Here is an 18,044-nt window from a genome sequence, read left to right on the forward strand (position 1 = left end):
TACGGAAATATTGGCAGGATTTAGGTATAGCTGTTGCTCTGATCGTCGGGCTTTATTTGTATGTGGAATGGCAGAATATCACGGAAATACGCGCTATTTTATGGCTTAGCTTTGTGGCAATTCTTCTCCACCAATTTGAAGAATATCGCTGGCCTGGATATTTCGGAGGATTGTTCAATGTGCTTATTTTTAAAAGTGAATATCCGCAACGATATCCATTAAACCCTCAATCAGCTATGATCATCAATCTAGTTATCGCTTATGTTTTTTATCTGCTTCCTGTGTTATTTCCAGATGTGATCTGGCTTGGTCTTGCTCCTATTCTGATGGGCTTCTTTCAATTTATCTGGCACGGCATTTTTGCCAATATAAAAGGCAAAACACTGTATAATCCGGGCTTGTTTGCTGTTATCTTTCTTCACATTCCAGTTGGCTGCTGGTATATCGATCACATTGTTAGTCATAGCGTAGCGACTACAGTTGATTGGGTAGCTGGTACGATCTATTTTATCGCCGCCGTGTATGTTCTGATTATTAAGGGCAATATGTGGTTGAAGGATAAAGGGGCGCGGTATAGCTTTTCTAAGCAGCAGATGGGGCCTTATGGTAAGGGGGTGTAGTAAGGGGAGAATAGAGACTGAGTGGCTCTATAGAAGATATATGATACATTAAGTAAAGAACGATGGTAAGCACTGGCATTTAGGTCGGTGCTTTTTGTTTTTATGGAATATCTTATCTATCACGTTCAATTATTGTAAACTTATTAGGAGGGAAAGCAAATCCCAAAAAGAGAGGTTTATAAAAAATGGCGGAGAAACATGGTTTTTATGAAGAACTATATTTACAGAACACGGCCTATCCTAATAATCATAGAATTTACCCAATTGCACCAAACGAGTATGTAAACGCACTTACTAACCATCTATCAAAAAAAGTGGGGGATACCCTTACCAAATTAGCAGAAAAAGAGCAGTATGAAGAGATGCTTCAGTTAGTTATGAATTTAGAAAAAAAGTTACAAACAGGAAATCTCAGTGATAGTGCATGTAAAGAAAAAGATTTACAGATTAATACCATACATAATATATTCCCATATGATCTAGCTAGACCATTATCTAGTATTCATTATCGTTACGGTGATGATGAGAAACATATTCCGCTCATTTATCCAGAGCTATTCTTTAGTGTTCCTCATCTTGTAACTAACCAAAATAATAGAGGTCAGAATTTCTTTAATATACTACGAACAGAACTTATAACTGCTGACAGCGTGTCCTTTATGGTAAGTTTTATTCGTTGGTCAGGACTACAGCTTTTGCTTAGCTCTCTTGACGAATTGAGGGGAAAAGGTAAGCAAATTAACATTTTAACTTCTACGTATATGAATATTACTGAACCAAAGGCGCTACGTAGATTATTAGAGATTGAAAATGTGCAGGTAAAGATTTTTGATTCAGGTCATACATCTTTTCATACAAAAGCGTATTTATTTACCCGTAATTCACAGTTAAATAGTGTCATTATTGGATCATCTAATTTATCTCATTCAGCCATCCAAAAAGGGTATGAATGGAATGTGAAACTCCCTGACGCCCCACATATCCCGATCTATAAAAATGCATCACAATTATTCTTAGAACTGTGGAATGACCAAAGAGCAATTGATATCACTCCAGAGATGATAGATGAATATGAACTGAAGCGAAATCAAAGAAAGGTAGAAAGAATAGATCCGTTTAAACCCGTAGTAACTAGGGTTGCTGAAACTAAATCTGGTTATATTGATAAAAATAATGAAACGGCTCTTACTCCTAACTCCATGCAAAAGTCAGCTCTTGATGCATTAAAAGAAACGCGAGAGAGAGGGAATAAAAAAGGTATAGTCATAGCGGCTACAGGTACGGGTAAAACCTATTTATCTGCCTTTGATGCTGTGCAGATGGGTGCTAAGACGGTATTATTTCTTGCACATCGGGACGAATTACTTGAAAATGCTAAGAAAACATTCGCGGCTGTCTTGGGTTCAGAGGAGCAAATTGGTAAGGTGACAGGTCACGAAAAAGAATGGGACAAACCATATTTGTTTTCTACTGTTCAGACTCTACACCGAGAGGATTCGCTTAAAAGGTTTGATCCAGCTTATTTTGACTATATTGTCGTAGATGAGTTTCATCATGCCGAGGCGGAGACATACCGCAAAATTATTGACTATTTCACACCAGTGTTCTTACTAGGTGTGACAGCTACTCCTGAACGTATGGATGGGAGAGATGTACTAGCATTATGTGACAATAATGTGGTGTATGAAATTAGATTACACCAAGCATTGGAGGCCGGATTATTATCTCCTTTTCATTATTTTGGATTGGGAGATACGGTAGACTATGATAAAGTTGTTCTTCAAAATGGTCAATTTGATGAAGGTGCTTTAATAAAAGCCTTAAAAACCAATGAACGTGTTGATTACATCCTTGAGATGATTGAGAAGTTTGGCTATGATGGACGGAAGAGAAGAGCCCTTGGATTTTGTGCAACTGTCGAACACGCTAGATATATGGCTGATCAATTTACGATGCGAGGATATTGTGCGAGATGTTTAACGGGGGAGGATGATCCCGTTGTGCGCAGAGAAATGATCGAAAGCCTAGAGAGCTCAACCGATCCATTAGAATTTATTTTTACTGTGAATATATTTAACGAAGGAATTGATATACCCTCTTTAAATTTGATGTTATTTTTAAGGCCAACAGAGTCTGCTACGGTTTTTATTCAGCAATTAGGTCGTGGGTTACGTAAATCAAAGGAAAAAGAGTTTGTAACCATTTTAGATTTCATTGGTAATAATCAACGTTCTTTTATTGTGCCATTAGCTTTGTCTGGACAAAAAAATCACAAAGCGTTTGATCGAGATGCCTTACGAGTGATTGTAGAAACAGATTTTACTCAGCTACCAGATGGGTGCTTTGTTGAATTGGAAGAGATATCAAGACAAAAAATATTAGACAAAATTAATCTTATTCGGATGAACGATCATCAGATGCTAACTGGATTATATAAAGAGTTTCAACAAGAGCTAGGGTATTCTCCAGAAATTGAGGACTTCTTATATTCGGCTGTTGCTCCAAGCTTACATTATTTTATCCAGAAATATGGTTCTTGGGTGGAGACGAAGAAAAAGATGAAGGATACGAATTCCTTTGATCAGGATCTTTTGGCTCACCCTATGGTGCTAGAAATGGTAAAGCGACTAGAACAGGCTCTTCCAATCAAATGGCCATATGAGTTTGCTGTGCTATCATTAATAACTACCCTACATAAAGTAACTTTAGCAGATGTGATTAAGTTTCTTACCGACAAATTTGGGATTAATATGAAGGAAGAGTACCATGAAGCTCATATTTTGCGAGCTATGGAACGCCTAGCAAGCTCTTATAAAAAACAAAAATGGGCTTTTGGTAACTTTATTAACAATGAATTTGTTTATTCAGTAGATGTAAAAAATATTTGGGAGGATGAAAAATGGAAAGCCTATCTGAAAGCAAGAATAGAATACGGGATAACAGAATTTAGAAGAACCTATAATACTGGTGCTTTTCTGAATGGAGAACAAAAAGTTCAATTGTATCAAAATTACACAAGAAACGACCTGATTTATCTATTTCAGGCTAAAGCCAAAGAGGACTCATGGCGTGAAGGGATTTATCGTGTAGACAACCACTATATATTTTTCGTCACACTAAAAAAGGATGTCAAGAATACAGCAGAACATCTGCAATACCTTGATTATTTCATGGACAAAAATCATTTTCACTGGCAAAGTGCTAATCAAAACTCTCATCATACTAATAGAGGGCAGGATTATGTTAATCATCGTGAAAGAGATATTCACATTCATTTGTTTGTGCGCAAGTTTAAGGATATGCATGGGAAAACTCTGCCATTTACATACGTAGGAGAATTAGATTATGTAAGCAGTGTGGGCGACAAGCCTATGAATATCACATGGAAATTACACAACGCTCTACCAGATGATTTGTATCTTGATCTGGTTCGATAAACGAAGGAGGACGTTATGAAACAGGTAGATGTAGTAGGAGCTGTAATTATAAATGATAATCAAAAAATCTTGAGTGCTCTACGCTCCCAACAGATGTCACTACCAGGGATGTGGGAATTTCCGGGAGGGAAGATTGAAAAAGGTGAAAAGCCTCAAGAGTCCCTTATCCGGGAGATCGAAGAAGAATTGGGATGTCAGATCGAAGTGGGAGAATTGATAAGTGATTCAGTGTACGAGTATCCTACTGTAAAGGTAAGACTGATTACATACTTTGCTAAGGTAGTGAGTGGTGAACCAATGGCTAGTGAGCATGAAGAGTTAAGATGGATAACGGCTAACGAACTACACTCACTAGAATGGGCGCCAGCCGATTTGCCAACAATCGAGAAACTTTCAAAAGAACATGTATTACAGTTTCGCTAAAAACATGACCCGAGTAACGGATAGACCATATGTCCGTTGCTCGGGTTTTTACATGTATCACTATATCTTTCCTTCATTTACTTCAATTTTTCAAATTCTCTACTTCCCCCACCCACTGTAAAAAATATTTTCGTGGAACATCTTTTCCTAATTTTGTTATAATTCTACTGGGAATAAATGTTTGTTTGTGAATAAACCAAAAAAAGGGAGAAACCTGATGCAAAAAACCTATGCGCTATCGAATCCCCAAAAGAGAATTTGGTATACGGAAATGATGCATCCTGACACGGCGGTTAACATCATGGCAGGTTTTATAAAAATCACAGGGCAGTCTGATTATTCAAAGCTATGTCAGGCGATAAACGCAGCTATTTATGCCCATGATGCCCTTCGAATCCGTTTAACAGATGAAGGACAAGCAGAACCACGGCAATATCTAGTAGATTATCAGGAGCGGCAGTTTCCTGTCATGGATCACAGTAAAAGGGTAGCGCATGCTAAGCTTGAGGACGACGTATCGATCATACAAGAGTGTGAACAAAAATCAATGATAAATAAAGTTGTAGAATGGGCCGAAAATCAGGCAAAGACCCCTATGGTGTTGTTCCACTCTGACTTGTACGATATTTCCCTTCATTTGATTGATGATGAGCAAATGTGGGTGTATAGCCGATTCCATCATTTGATTGCCGATGGTGTGTCGATTGATATGTTTTGCAATCAGTTTATGGATAACTATGTTCACTTGCTTGCAGGAGAGGCAATCGAGCTGAAAGGACAGCCCTCTTATCTCTCTTATTTGGACAGTGAAAGGGAATATGAGTCATCTGTTCGCTTCCAGAAGGATAAGAGCTTTTGGCAGGAGGCTTTTTCCAGTCTCCCGGATGTAAATGGAATCAAACAAGTGCCTACCTATCAGTCGAGTACCTTGGCAAAGAGAGAATCTGTTTCTATTCCAGAGGAACTTCAAGCATCGGTTCATTCCTTTTGTAAAAAATACCAGGTCAGCGTGAATGCCTTATTCCTGGCTGTTCTTTCCATTTATGTCCAGAAAGTGACCCTGTCAGATGATAGTACGCTTGGTACGCTTTATGGTAATCGGACGAATCGTACGGAGGCTAACATGTTTGGCATGCTCGTAAGCACTCAGCCGTTTCGCACACAGGTGAATGCTCAGCTAGACTTTGCCGCCTATGTCCGCCATATTACTCAGAAACAGGTCTCTATCCTACGCCATCAGAAGTATCCTTATAATTTACTCATGCAAGAATTACGGACGAAGCATCGGGGAATGGATGAGCTTTTTACGATTGTACTGGAGTATCAGCCGATGAAGTGGGGAGAAAGGGGACAGCTTACATATAGCATGGAATGGCTCTTTAATGGTCATGCTGGCTACCCGTTGTATGTACACGTAAAAGAGAATCTGGATAGTGGACAGATCATGCTTACCTTGGATTACCAGATTGAAATGTTTGATAAGTCAGAAATAATGAGGGTGGCAGAGCAGCTTTTGGTTCTGCTACAGGATGGTGTAAAGGAGCCTAGCAAAAAGGTCGGTGAGCTACGGCTTCTATCCGAGCAGGAAAGACAGCTACTCCTATCCTTTAATGACACGACAAATGCGTTTCCCTTGGACAAAACCGTGCATCAATTGTTTGAGGAACAGGTTGAAAGGACCCCTGAGCATATAGCAGTGATTTTTGAGAAGAAGCACCTCACTTATTGTGAAGTAAATGAGCAGGCAAACCGTCTGGCAAGAAGACTAAGAAAAAAAGGAGTAGAACCCGATCAGGCTGTTGCCATAATTACGGAACGATCCCCAGAAATGCTAATCGGTATTTTTGCCATTATGAAAGCAGGCGGGGCCTATTTACCCATCGATCCTGAATTTCCGACAGAACGAATTCAATATATGCTACAGGATAGCGGGGCGTCTTTATTGCTTGTGCATCCTTCTTTTGCTGGGCATTTCCCATTTGAGGGGGAGGAGCTCGTCATACAATCCGAGCTCTATGCGGATGAGGATGGGACTAATCCAGAACCACTGGCAAAAGCAGATCATCTTGCGTATATCATCTACACATCCGGCTCGACGGGAAACCCAAAAGGGGTCATGATCGAACACCGATCTGTTGTCAGTCGCAATGATTGGTCACAGAGAAGGTATCCGCTTACAGAGCAAGATACGATTTTACAAAAAACACCGTACACATTTGATGTCTCCGTTTATGAATTATTTGGCTGGTCTTTTGTAGGGGCCAAGGTCTGTTTGTTACAGCCTGGAGCAGAAAAAGACCCAGCGATGATTATTCAGACCATCCAGCAGCATCACATAACAATCATACATTTTGTCCCCTCTATGCTTCATATTTTCCTTACCTATCTTACGGAGACAGGGATAGCAGAGCAGGTCAAAAATCTCCGACTGATATTTGCTAGCGGGGAAGCGCTCAAGGCCCAGCATGTTGCCAAATTCCATGACATTCTGCAACCCTATGGCATTTCCCTCCATAATTTATATGGTCCTACAGAGACGACCATTCAAGTAACCTACTATGACTGTGATACAGCTAGCATGCCATTTGTCCCGATAGGTCGGCCGGTCGATAATGTCCAAATTTATATCGTTGGTCCGCATGGTGAGCAACAGCCGGTGGGAGTGACAGGCGAACTATGTGTGTCTGGTGTAGGTTTGGCAAGGGGGTATCTCAATCTGCCAGAGATGACGGCAAGTCGTTTTGTCGCGAATCCCTTTACAAATAAAGGTGAATTGATGTACAAGACAGGAGATTATGCCAGGTGGTTGCCCAATGGACAATTGGAGTATCTAGGACGCATTGACCATCAGGTGAAAATCCGGGGAAATCGTATTGAGTTGGAGGAAATAGAAGCGCAGCTAGTCAAAATAGACGGCTTAAAAGAAGCAGTAGTGATCGCGGTTGAGAATGAGCCGGGAGTACAAGAGCTGTGTGCGTATATTGTATCGGAGCGAGAGCATCGGATTGGGGCGTTGAGAGAGGAATTAGCAAATGGATTACCGACTTATATGATTCCTACTTATTTCATCCCTCTTAAGAAGATACCGCTAACACCAAATGGTAAGGTTGATCGCAAAAGTCTTCCATTACCTAAGCGAGGTACAGACACACTTGGCACAGATGAGGTTTATATTGAGCCAAAAAAGGAAAGAGAAAGGCTTTTGGCAACGATATGGGAAGATGTGCTACGAGTAGAGAGAGTAGGAGCGAGGGATAATTTTTTCTACCTAGGCGGAGACTCTATTAAGGCCATACAAGTGATGTCTCGTCTTCGTGCCAAGGGCATGTCCTTAGAAATGAGGCGTCTGTTTCAGTTCCCTATTCTATCGGATGCGGCACGAGAAATTTCCTTACTGGAACAAAAGCTAGAGCCTCGACTGCCAAAAGCTTCAGCTTCCTTAGTCTCGCTTCCAGTAGAGGAGCTTTCTTTATTGCAAAAACAAGTAGAAGAAGATATTCCAATGGGGAGCATGGAACAGGCCTATCCCTTAACGCCATCTCAAGAATGGATGTATGCTCACAGCTCGATGAATCAGCCCTCCTCCTTTTTTATTCAATTGGAGCTGGTACTAAAAGGGCGGGTAGACGTTGATTTGCTAGCTACTAGCCTACAGTGTGTAGTGGAGCGCCACGATGCTCTTCGTACGATTTATCGTTATACGAAAAGAGAAGTTCCTGTGCAATGTGTTCTGAAAAATCGAGATATTCCAGTGTTGCAGACAGATGTAACTCACTTAGACGAGCAAGAACAACGTCACTATTTACACAACCTGCGGATGGCAGATCGTGAACGTGGTCTTGATCTTGCAATAGATGTGATGCGCTTAGCTGTGGTTACGTTATCTGCCAACTCTTATCATATTCTGGTGAGTACCCATCATATTCAAATCGATGGGTGGAGCTTGCAGATTATCCTACAGGAATGGATGGAGCATTACCATGCCATGCTCCACAACACCCCGGTGGACTTAGAAGAGGCTGTACCGTTTTCTACCTATATGAGATGGATTGAACAGCAGGATCAGGAGGAATCGCTTCGTTTCTGGAGCCAGTATCTTCACGGATATGAAGACTCTACCCCTCTCCCGAACATGATCGTTACTGGAGGGAAAAAGGAAGAAAAGGATATAGAGCCAAGAATTGATCACAGACAGGAGCGTATAGGATACGAGCAAGATGAGACGATCATGTATATCGAAAAAACGCTCACATCACAGCTGCAACGTATCGCTTTGGAATCTCACTCTACGATAGGAGCTATCCTGCAAACGGCATGGGGTATCTTGTTAGGTAAATATAATGGCAAGCGAGATGTTGTATTCGGAAGGACAGTTTCTGGAAGACCGTCTGAGGTGGAAGGTGTAGAAAAGATCATTGGTTTATTCATCAACACCAATCCTATCAGGGTAAGCTGGGATGAGCAGAGTACGTTTTTGGAGCTGTTGAAAATAGTCAGTGAGCAGGCTGTTGACGCTAAGGCCTATGAATATTGTTCCTTCTCAGCTATCCAAGCACAAAGCCCAGTTAAGCAAGGACTAATTGACCATCTGTTTATTTTTCAGAACTACCCATTGGATGTAGAGGGGCTCGCTCATACAACCCAATCCCTAGGGTACACAATGGATTTGCATGCTTATTTTGAACAGACTAACTATGACTTTACCGTAAAGGTGACTCCAGAGGATTGCTTGCAGTTCCACTTTATTTACAATAAAGAGCGCTATGCCAAAAAGTACGTAAAACGTTTGATGGAGCATTTTCTTACGCTGTTGCAGGGGATTGTTGAGAACGCAGATCAACCGATAGATCAGCTAGAATTAACCTCGCCAAAAGAAAAACGGGAACTGCTAGAACGCTTCAATGATGCAAGAGTGACGTTTCCAAAGGATAAAACATTTACGCAGTTGTTCGAGGAGCAGGTGGCAGCTACACCTAATGAATGTGCAATCGTGTGGAAGGATCGAACCATAAGCTATCGGGACTTAAACAAGAAAGCGAATCAATTGGCAAGAACGTTGCGGGAAAAAGGCGTGATGGCAGAGGCTATCGTGGGTATTCTCATGGATCGTTCTCTTGAAATGTTCGTTAGCGTGCTTGCGGTATTAAAAGCAGGTGGAGCTTATGTCCCAATTGATCCTGGTTATCCTAGCGAGCGAATTTACTACCTGCTCAGGGATAGCGATTCAATGATTTTACTGACAACGAGATCGACAGAGGCTCATATTCAGCTAGAGAAGGAAGAATTTACGAAAGAAATCGTGTATGTCGAGGATGAATCGAATTACCACCCAGATAGCTCTGATGTAGTAGCTGTGACTAAGCCCGATAACATGGCCTATCTGATTTACACCTCAGGCTCAACCGGAAATCCTAAAGGTGTAATGATTGAACACCGAGGCTACGTAAATGCGGCCTATGCCTGGATGCAGGAATACGATCTGAAGCAATCTCCTTGTCGTTTGTTGCAAATGGCTAGCTTTTCCTTTGATGTATTTGCTGGAGATATGGCAAAGGCACTCCTTACAGGCGGTCAGCTCATCATTTGTCCAGAAGACATTCGGATTCATCCCCCCGCTTTATATGAATTTATGCGCAAGCATCAAATCAGCTTGGTTGATACGACACCAGCTTTATTTGTACCCATTATGCGATATGTTGCAGAGGAGGGCTTGGAGCTTCCCGATCTGAAGCTAATCCTGCTTGGAGCAGACACTGTGTCGATGAATGATTTCACTTATTTATTACAGAAATTTGGACCAACCATACGTATCTTAAATACCTACGGAGTAACGGAGGCTAGCATTGAATCCAGCTATTTTGAAGAGGAAGCGGATTGGTTACATGGGAAAAGTCAGGTCCCCATTGGAAAGCCGTTACCCAATACCAGCTACTATATTGTCAATCAACAGAATCAGCTATTGCCCGTAGGAATTGCTGGGGAATTGTGCATAGGAGGGGGTGGTGTAGCGCGTGGCTATTACAAGCAGCAGGAATTGACTCTGCAAAAATTTGTCCCAAACCCGTATGCGCCAGGTGAAATGATGTATAAAACCGGAGATAAAGCTAGATGGCTGCCAGATGGAAATGTAGAGTTTTTAGGGCGTCTGGACCATCAGGTAAAGGTACGTGGATACCGTATCGAAACAGGGGAGATAGAGGCGAAAATCAGGAAGCTTGAATATGTCAGAGAAGTCGTGGTTTTTGTGTGGACAAACTCTCAGGGGGAGCATGAGCTATGCGCTCATCTCGTCTCGGATGAAGCGTTGTCGTTTGCTAGGGTACAAGAGGAGCTCGCAGCTTTTTTACCAGGATATATGATCCCTACACATATGTGCCAGATCGATCAAATCCCCCTTACACCTAATGGCAAGATTGATCGAAAATCATTATCCATTCCTGACAGAAATGAGCTTCGCACGCAAGAATATGTGGCTCCCCGTAATGAACTGGAAGCTAGACTGGCAATCATGTGGCAGGACTTACTAGGAGTCAGTCCGATTAGTATTTATGATGATTTTTTTGAATTGGGCGGACATTCTTTAAAAGTAATGATGCTGGTCGCGAAGGTCCATAAGGAGTGGCATGTTCCATTGCCAATTGAACAAGTCTTCCAAAATCCCACAGTAGCATCGTTGGCAAAACTTCTTCCTGAAATGGAGAAAAGCGTGCATTTGCGTATTCAGCCTGCACCAAAGAGCGAATATTATCCGCTTTCCTCTTCACAAAAAAGATTGTTCCTGCTTCATCAATTAGACAAGGCTGCCCTAAGCTACAATATTCCGGCTGCAATGATGTTGGAGGGAGCTGTCGATCGAGATCGCATGGAAATGGCTTTGCAGCATTTGGTCCAAAGGCATGCTACATTGCGAACCTCCTTTGAAATGGTACACGGAACCCCGGTGCAACGCATACATGATAAGGCAGATTTTACGATCCAATATGAAAATCTAACAAACAACAACACAACAGAGCAGGATATCCAGTCACTGATTCGAGCATTTATTCAGCCGTTTGATCTAGAGACACCGCCATTACTTCGAGTTGCTCTCATTCGGCTTGCGACAGATCGTCACCTTTTACTTGTAGACATTCATCACATTATTTCAGATGCCGTTTCTATGGCTACCTTTACGGCTGAATTTGTAAGGCTGTATCAAGGAGAAGAGCTGCCTGCACTACACCTGCAGTATAAGGATTACGCTGTATGGCAGCAGGCTTGGAAACAAACCTCCTCCTATTTGAAGCAGGAAGAATATTGGCTCCATCAGCTAGCAGGAGAGCTTCCTGTTTTGAAGCTCCCGCTTGATTACAAGCGTCCTGAAGCTCTCTCATTTGAAGGTGATCACTTATTGGTTCCTCTTGATCAAAAAACATCTCGTCTTGTGCACCAAGTAGCAGAGGAAACAGGAACAACACCCTTTATGCTTTTACTTACCACATACAGCTTGCTACTCGCTCAATATAGTGGTCAGCAAGAAATCCTGATAGGAACACCGATTGCTGGCAGGAGAGATGACGATCTTCAACGGATCATGGGGATGTTTGTTAATACATTGGTACTGCGAATGCATCCGGCGGGGAGTAAATCGTTTGCAGCTTATGCAGATGAGGTCAAATTGACTTCATTAGCGGCTTTTGAAAACCAAGACTATCAATTTGAGGAGCTGATCGAAAAGGTAAAGATTGAGCGAACTCCTAATCGCAATCCTCTTTTTGATGCAGTATTTGTCCTTCAAAACACAGATGGGCAAGCAGACCAAGTAGGTGAACTAACGCTAACACCCTATCCGTATACTCATCAAACAGCAAAATTCGACCTTACTTTGCAGGCGATAGAGCAAGGAGACGCGTTTCATTTTACATGGGAGTACCGAACAGCGTTATTTAAACGAGACACCATTGAGCAAATGGGACAGAACTACGTGGAGCTTCTTCGGATGGTTACAGCGAATAAGGACATGCTCATACATGAGATTCCCTTCCTTCGCACGAAAAAAATGGAGAGTGCCATAACGGAGGACTTTACGTTTACATTTTAATAGCAAAGATTTTTCTCTGGTATAAAAGGGAGGGGATTCTCTCCCTAGTCGATCTGATAAGGAGAGAAAAAGGATGCCCGACACATTGAGTCAATCAGGTACAATGACGACTGGAAAGTGGCAAGAAGAACAGCAATACTGGCTAGACAAATTACAAGGAAATGTAGTCGCGAGTGGATTTTTAAAGGATTTGATCAGAACAGGCAAGGAGAATACTAGATGCGTCTATAAAGCGATTTTCCCTGCCGACCTGTCTGAAAAAGTGAGAGCGACTAGCAATGGATCACCGTTTGGAATGTATGTTTTACTTGTGAGCGGTGTGAAGCTGTTGCTTAGCCATTATACAGGCAGTGAGGATATTCTGGTTGGCATGCCCCCTTTTCATCTGAAAAGCAGGGAGGAGACAGCCAACCATCTTCTAGCTCTGCGAACCATTGGGACGAAGAAGGACAGCTTTGCTGAATGGGCGGGAAAAATCAAACAAACAGTCATGGAGGCAGACCAGCATCCCAATCTTTCTTTTGCAGAAATCGTACGGATGCTGCATCCAGAGATAGGCGACCCTTCTCAGTTGAATATGCAGACGGTCGTTTTGCTTGATAGCGTTCATGACCTGAAAGAGATTGATACCATACAGGCTAACATGCTCTTTTTATTCCGAGATAGGGGAAATAGTCTGGAAATCGAGCTGCATTACAATTCAGAATGCTATCTGGAGGGGACGATTCAGCGCATTGTTCAGCATGTTTTACGGCTGCTGCAGCAGGCTCTGTCTAATCCGAAACAATCCAGTCAGGAGATAGAATTCTTGTCTGAGCAGGAAAAGCACCAGCTCGTCTTCGGTTTTAATCAAACGCAGTCCGGTTTTCCGCAGGACAAAACAATAGTTCAGCTATTCGAGGAGCAGGCCAAGAGGCATTCGGCACGAGAAGCCTTGGTATGTGATGATCAGCGTATGACATACGAGGAATTGAATAGACGTGCTAATCAGGTAGCGAGAGCACTGATAGATCGTCAGGTTCAGCCTAACGATATCGTAGGGATCATGGTTGAACGTTCCCTAGAAATGATTGTGGGTATACTTGGCATTTTAAAAGCAGGAGCAGCCTACCTTCCTATTGACCCGATTTATCCACAGGATCGAATTACTTATATGCTAGAAGATAGCGGGGCGAAGCTTCTGCTTACCGATAGACACGGAGAAACGGCTACCATCTATTCGGGTACAATCCTTCCCTTCCATGATGAAAGCCTGCAAAAGTATGCTAGTGAAAACCTGCCTGTAGAGATTTCCCCGCAAGCCCTAGCGTACATCATCTATACATCAGGGACGACTGGCCACCCCAAGGGTGTCATGATTGAACACAGACATATCGTGCGTTTATTTGTTCCAGACACTCCGTTATTTTCCTTCACCCATCAAGACGTCTGGACGTTATTTCATTCCTTTAGCTTTGACTTTTCTGTATGGGAAATTTTTGGAGCCCTACTGTTTGGCGCAAAGCTGGTAGTGGTTCCTAAGCTGGTGGCTCAAGATACCAAGGTCTTTTTACAAGTATTACAGCGTGAGCAAGTAACGATACTTAATCAAACACCCACCGCTTTTTATCAACTCATCAATGAAGAGCTAAAATCCGTTGATCAGAAATTACATTTGAGGTACGTCATTTTCGGCGGGGAAGCCTTAACGCCAAGACAGCTACAGCTATGGCAAGCAAAATATCCTCAGACTAAACTAATCAATATGTATGGCATTACCGAAATCACAGTCCATGCTACCTTCCGTGAGCTGACCGAGGAGGATTTTCATCAGCACGCAAGCAACATAGGCCACCCGATTCCGACTCTGTCCATCTATGTCTTGGATCAGGATAGAAAGCTGCTGCCAATCGGGGTACCAGGCGAAATGTATGTATCAGGCGCAGGCGTTGCCAGAGGATATCTGAACAGACGGGAGCTGACGCAGGAGCGCTTTATCGAAAATCCTTATATAACTGGGGAACGCATGTATAAGACAGGCGACTTGGCTAGATGGCTGGCAGACGGCACCCTTGAATATATGGGACGACTGGATCATCAGGTGAAAATTAGAGGGCATCGCATTGAGTTGGGCGAGATTGAAGGGCAACTGCTGTTACTTGGCTTTGTGCAGGAAGCAGTAGTAGTAGCTAGACAGAACAAGGATGGAATCAATGAGCTGTGCGCCTATTTGGTGGCTACAGAAGACATAGGAGACATAGATGTACGAAAGGCGTTATCTGTTTCTTTGCCTGACTATATGCTTCCTACGTATTTTATACAGATGGAAAAAATGCCGCTAACTCCTAATGGGAAAATCGATCGAAAAGCTTTGCCTAAGCCAGAGAACAGCCTGCGCTCCAAACAAGAGTATGTAGCACCCAGAACGTCTCTTGAATCTAGCTTAGTTAGCATTTGGGAGGATGTTCTGGAAATCAAGCCGATCGGAATTAAGGACAATTTCTTCGAGCTAGGCGGATATTCGCTAAAAATGCTCAAGATGATTAATCAGGTGGCACAAGAATTAAACGTTGAGATTCCCTTAAAATTACTGTATGAAAATCCAACGATTGAATATATGGCAGAACGGGCCTTTGCTTTCTACATGGAGGAGAGTAACCATCACATGACGCTATTAAATCGAGCCGGCGATCTCAAAGTGATTTGTTTTCCTCCCATAAATGGTTTCATCTTTATCTATAAACGAATTGCGGAATTACTAGCTCAGGAAGCTACGTTTTATGGATTCGAATATATAGAACAGGAAAATCGCATCGAGCTATATGTCCAACAAATTTTGGATGCGGAGCCAGAAGGACCGTACATTTTCCTAGGTTATTCAGCCGGTGGAAATCTCGCATTCGAAGTGGCAAAAGCAATGGAAGAGAAGGGGCGCACTGTATCCGATATCATCATGTTTGACACCTATATGAAAACAGAACAGATGAAAATGACTCCCAAGGAGCAAGAGGACGAGATCGAGCGCTTCCTGCAACTAGAAAATATCAGAGAAATCTTAGACTTTAGTCATGGTGATGAGGTTGTCAAAGAGCGGGTTCTCAAGAAAACGAGGGCTTATGTTGCTTACTTCCTTCAGTTGGCTCATGTAGGTCAAGTACAGGCGGCCATTCACTTTGTGCAGGCAGAGCCAGATGAGGCCAATATTGCACAGCCTGCCGATTTGCAAATGTGGGGAAAATTTACAAAAGGGGCATATAGAGAATATCAAGGTGCAGGCATGCATTACAGTATGTTCAATGGAGACTTTCTACAAAGGAACGCTACACTGATTCAACATATTTTACACCAGATGAAAAGGAAGGAAAGATAGCCATGGCTCAGATCGTACCTGTTTCGAAACAAAGCAAATCGGATCGTATCATTTCATTTCGTTCACCGACAGCAAAGGATGCTTCGAGGATTCGCAAGCATTACGAGCGAGTCTTTCATGACAATCCCTTTATGCTCACCTCTGGAGAGGAATTTATCGCAAATGATGAGCAAGTCGGCGCCGGTATTGATACCTTCTGGAATGATCCTAACAAAGTAGCCTTTATCGCAGAATGTGAGAATGATTTAATAGGAATTATGACCGTCACGCCAAGAGAAACGAAGAGGGTACAGCATGTAGGCATGATCGCTTTAACAATTAAAGAAGAGTGGCGGGGGCAAAGAATTGGAGGTCTTTTTTTTGAAGTCATGCTAGAGTGGGCAGAGGCACATCCTATAATTGAAAAGCTTTCGGGTGAAGCATTTGCACATAATGAAAGATCCCTTCGTTTACTCAAGAGCTTTGGGTTTGTAGAAGAGGGAAGGAAGATCGCAGAAGTCAAATATCCTGATGGTACATATGTAGACACGATTTTTATTGCTAAATCGGTAAAAGGCAATGAGAAAGAGTTGTGCTGTGAATCCAGTGTTGCATCATCGAAAAATCCTGCTACAATGATGCATGATAGTTTTTGATACAGGATGTGAAGTGTTTACATGGATTTTTTACATCAGAAAGTGTTGCCAGCAGTTCGGCAGATGAAAGATTTCGAGGCGTTGCTTAAAAGTCGTTTTGAATATTTAGTATTGTTGGATAGCCATGTGGGGCAATTAAAGCATATCGTCCAGATGTCGAAAAAGCATAATAAAAAAATGCTTGTACATGTTGATCTTATCAATGGCTTACGAAATGATGAATATGCAACTGAATTTTTATGTCAGGAAATTCGACCGGCAGGTGTGATTTCCACGCGCAAGAGTGCCGTATTAACCGCCAAGAAAAATAAAGTCCTAGCAATCCAACGATTATTTTTGCTGGACACTACAGCGCTTGAAACAAGCTACCGTCTTTTGGAACAGACACAGCCTGATTATATCGAGGTATTACCTGGCATTATGCCGCATATTATTGCCGAAGTATATGAGCGTGTGAAAATTCCTGTGCTTGCGGGTGGGTTAATCAGAACGGTGGAGGATGCTGAGTGTGCCTTTAGTGGTGGGGCTGTTGCGGTAACAACGTCGCGAAAAGAGATTTGGAATCATTATGAGAATAAATAAAACTTTTTTGATTACCTGATAATTCATTGTTGACAGAATTATCTTTTGTTTGCTTAAATGGGTTATAAAGTTAATCAGGTGACGGAGAATCGGAGACCCACAGAGGCTTCCCTATCGTATCATAGGGATTGTTTCCTGTGGGTTTTTTGTTGTCTGTCAAGCATAAAGGGGGATACAGAGAATGTCGCCATTTGTAGGTGAATTAGTTGGGACTATGCTTTTAATTATTTTGGGGGGCGGTGTAGTAGGAGGGGTTGTCCTCAATAAATCAAAAGCTCAGAATTCAGGATGGATTGTCATCACGATTGGCTGGGGATTGGCAGTTACCATGGGAGCGTATGCTGTTGGGGGAATAAGTGGTGCCCATCTGAATCCAGCCCTTACGATTGCATTGGCCACCATTGACAGATTTGCTTGGGCGGACGTACCGTTGTATATCGTGGCGCAAATGATCGGAGCCTTCTTGGGAGCCGTAATTGTTTGGCTGCACTATCTGCCTCACTGGAAGCAAACAGAGGACAAGGGTGCGAAACTGGCTGTTTTTGCAACTGATCCAGCCATTCCAAATACGCTAGGGAACCTTTTAAGTGAAATCATAGGTACTTTTATTTTAGTTTTTGGTATTCTGGCGATTGGAGCGAATAAATTTGTAGATGGATTAAATCCGTTTGTCGTAGGACTTTTAATCATTAGCATCGGGGTATCCCTTGGTGGCACGACAGGGTATGCCATTAACCCGGCAAGAGATTTAGGACCACGTTTGGCCCACTTTCTGTTACCGATTGCCGGAAAGGGAACATCCAACTGGAGTTATGCTTGGATTCCGGTTGTCGGGCCAATTATAGGAGGAGTATTGGCAGCACTGTTCTATAAAATCGTATTTCTTGCTTAGACTAGATTAGATTAGAGAAAAAATAC

Annotated in this window: 8 protein-coding genes; all 8 read left to right on the forward strand. The window is 42.4% G+C overall.

What is annotated here, in order from left to right; all coding sequences use genetic code 11:
* Positions 1-620, forward strand: a 620-nt coding sequence (locus AYJ08_RS11835; RefSeq protein ID WP_064017890.1) for an HXXEE domain-containing protein, incomplete at its 5' end; no start/stop codon positions are given.
* Between the two features lie 185 nt (positions 621-805).
* On the forward strand, positions 806-4,057 hold the full coding sequence (locus tag AYJ08_RS11840) for a DUF3427 domain-containing protein (RefSeq protein ID WP_064017891.1): 3,252 nt from the start codon (positions 806-808) through the stop codon (positions 4,055-4,057).
* A gap of 15 nt (positions 4,058-4,072) precedes the next feature.
* A complete protein-coding gene (gene mutT, locus AYJ08_RS11845; protein WP_064017892.1) occupies positions 4,073-4,480 on the forward strand; it encodes an 8-oxo-dGTP diphosphatase MutT in 408 nt (135 codons plus the stop codon).
* A 217-nt stretch (positions 4,481-4,697) separates the two neighbouring features.
* On the forward strand, positions 4,698-12,560 hold the full coding sequence (locus tag AYJ08_RS11850; RefSeq protein WP_064017893.1) for an amino acid adenylation domain-containing protein: 7,863 nt from the start codon (positions 4,698-4,700) through the stop codon (positions 12,558-12,560).
* 73 nt (positions 12,561-12,633) lie between these two features.
* Positions 12,634-15,909 carry a non-ribosomal peptide synthetase gene (locus AYJ08_RS11855; protein ID WP_064017894.1) on the forward strand — a complete coding sequence of 1,092 codons (3,276 nt, stop codon included), beginning with the start codon at positions 12,634-12,636 and terminating at the stop codon, positions 15,907-15,909.
* A 2-nt stretch (positions 15,910-15,911) separates the two neighbouring features.
* Positions 15,912-16,544 carry a GNAT family N-acetyltransferase gene (locus AYJ08_RS11860; protein WP_064017895.1) on the forward strand — a complete coding sequence of 211 codons (633 nt, stop codon included), beginning with the start codon at positions 15,912-15,914 and terminating at the stop codon, positions 16,542-16,544.
* A 21-nt stretch (positions 16,545-16,565) separates the two neighbouring features.
* On the forward strand, positions 16,566-17,126 hold the full coding sequence (locus tag AYJ08_RS11865) for a glycerol-3-phosphate responsive antiterminator (protein WP_064017896.1): 561 nt from the start codon (positions 16,566-16,568) through the stop codon (positions 17,124-17,126).
* A gap of 181 nt (positions 17,127-17,307) precedes the next feature.
* Positions 17,308-18,018: an MIP/aquaporin family protein gene (locus AYJ08_RS11870; protein WP_064017897.1), complete on the forward strand. Its 711-nt coding sequence runs from the start codon at positions 17,308-17,310 to the stop codon at positions 18,016-18,018.
* Positions 18,019-18,044 lie beyond the last annotated feature (26 nt).

It is taken from the genome of Brevibacillus sp. SKDU10, from assembly GCF_001645205.1.
Classification (GTDB): Bacteria; Bacillota; Bacilli; order Brevibacillales; family Brevibacillaceae; genus Brevibacillus_B; species Brevibacillus_B halotolerans.

Excerpts from the sequence above, each read along its gene's own strand:
- AYJ08_RS11840 (WP_064017891.1), top strand. The coding sequence starts at position 806 with ATGGCGGAGAAACATGGTTTTTATGAAGAACTATATTTACAGAACACG.
- mutT (WP_064017892.1), top strand. The coding sequence starts at position 4,073 with ATGAAACAGGTAGATGTAGTAGGAGCTGTAATTATAAATGATAATCAA.
- AYJ08_RS11850 (WP_064017893.1), top strand. The coding sequence starts at position 4,698 with ATGCAAAAAACCTATGCGCTATCGAATCCCCAAAAGAGAATTTGGTAT.
- AYJ08_RS11855 (WP_064017894.1), top strand. The coding sequence starts at position 12,634 with ATGCCCGACACATTGAGTCAATCAGGTACAATGACGACTGGAAAGTGG.
- AYJ08_RS11860 (WP_064017895.1), top strand. The coding sequence starts at position 15,912 with ATGGCTCAGATCGTACCTGTTTCGAAACAAAGCAAATCGGATCGTATC.
- AYJ08_RS11865 (WP_064017896.1), top strand. The coding sequence starts at position 16,566 with ATGGATTTTTTACATCAGAAAGTGTTGCCAGCAGTTCGGCAGATGAAA.
- AYJ08_RS11870 (WP_064017897.1), top strand. The coding sequence starts at position 17,308 with ATGTCGCCATTTGTAGGTGAATTAGTTGGGACTATGCTTTTAATTATT.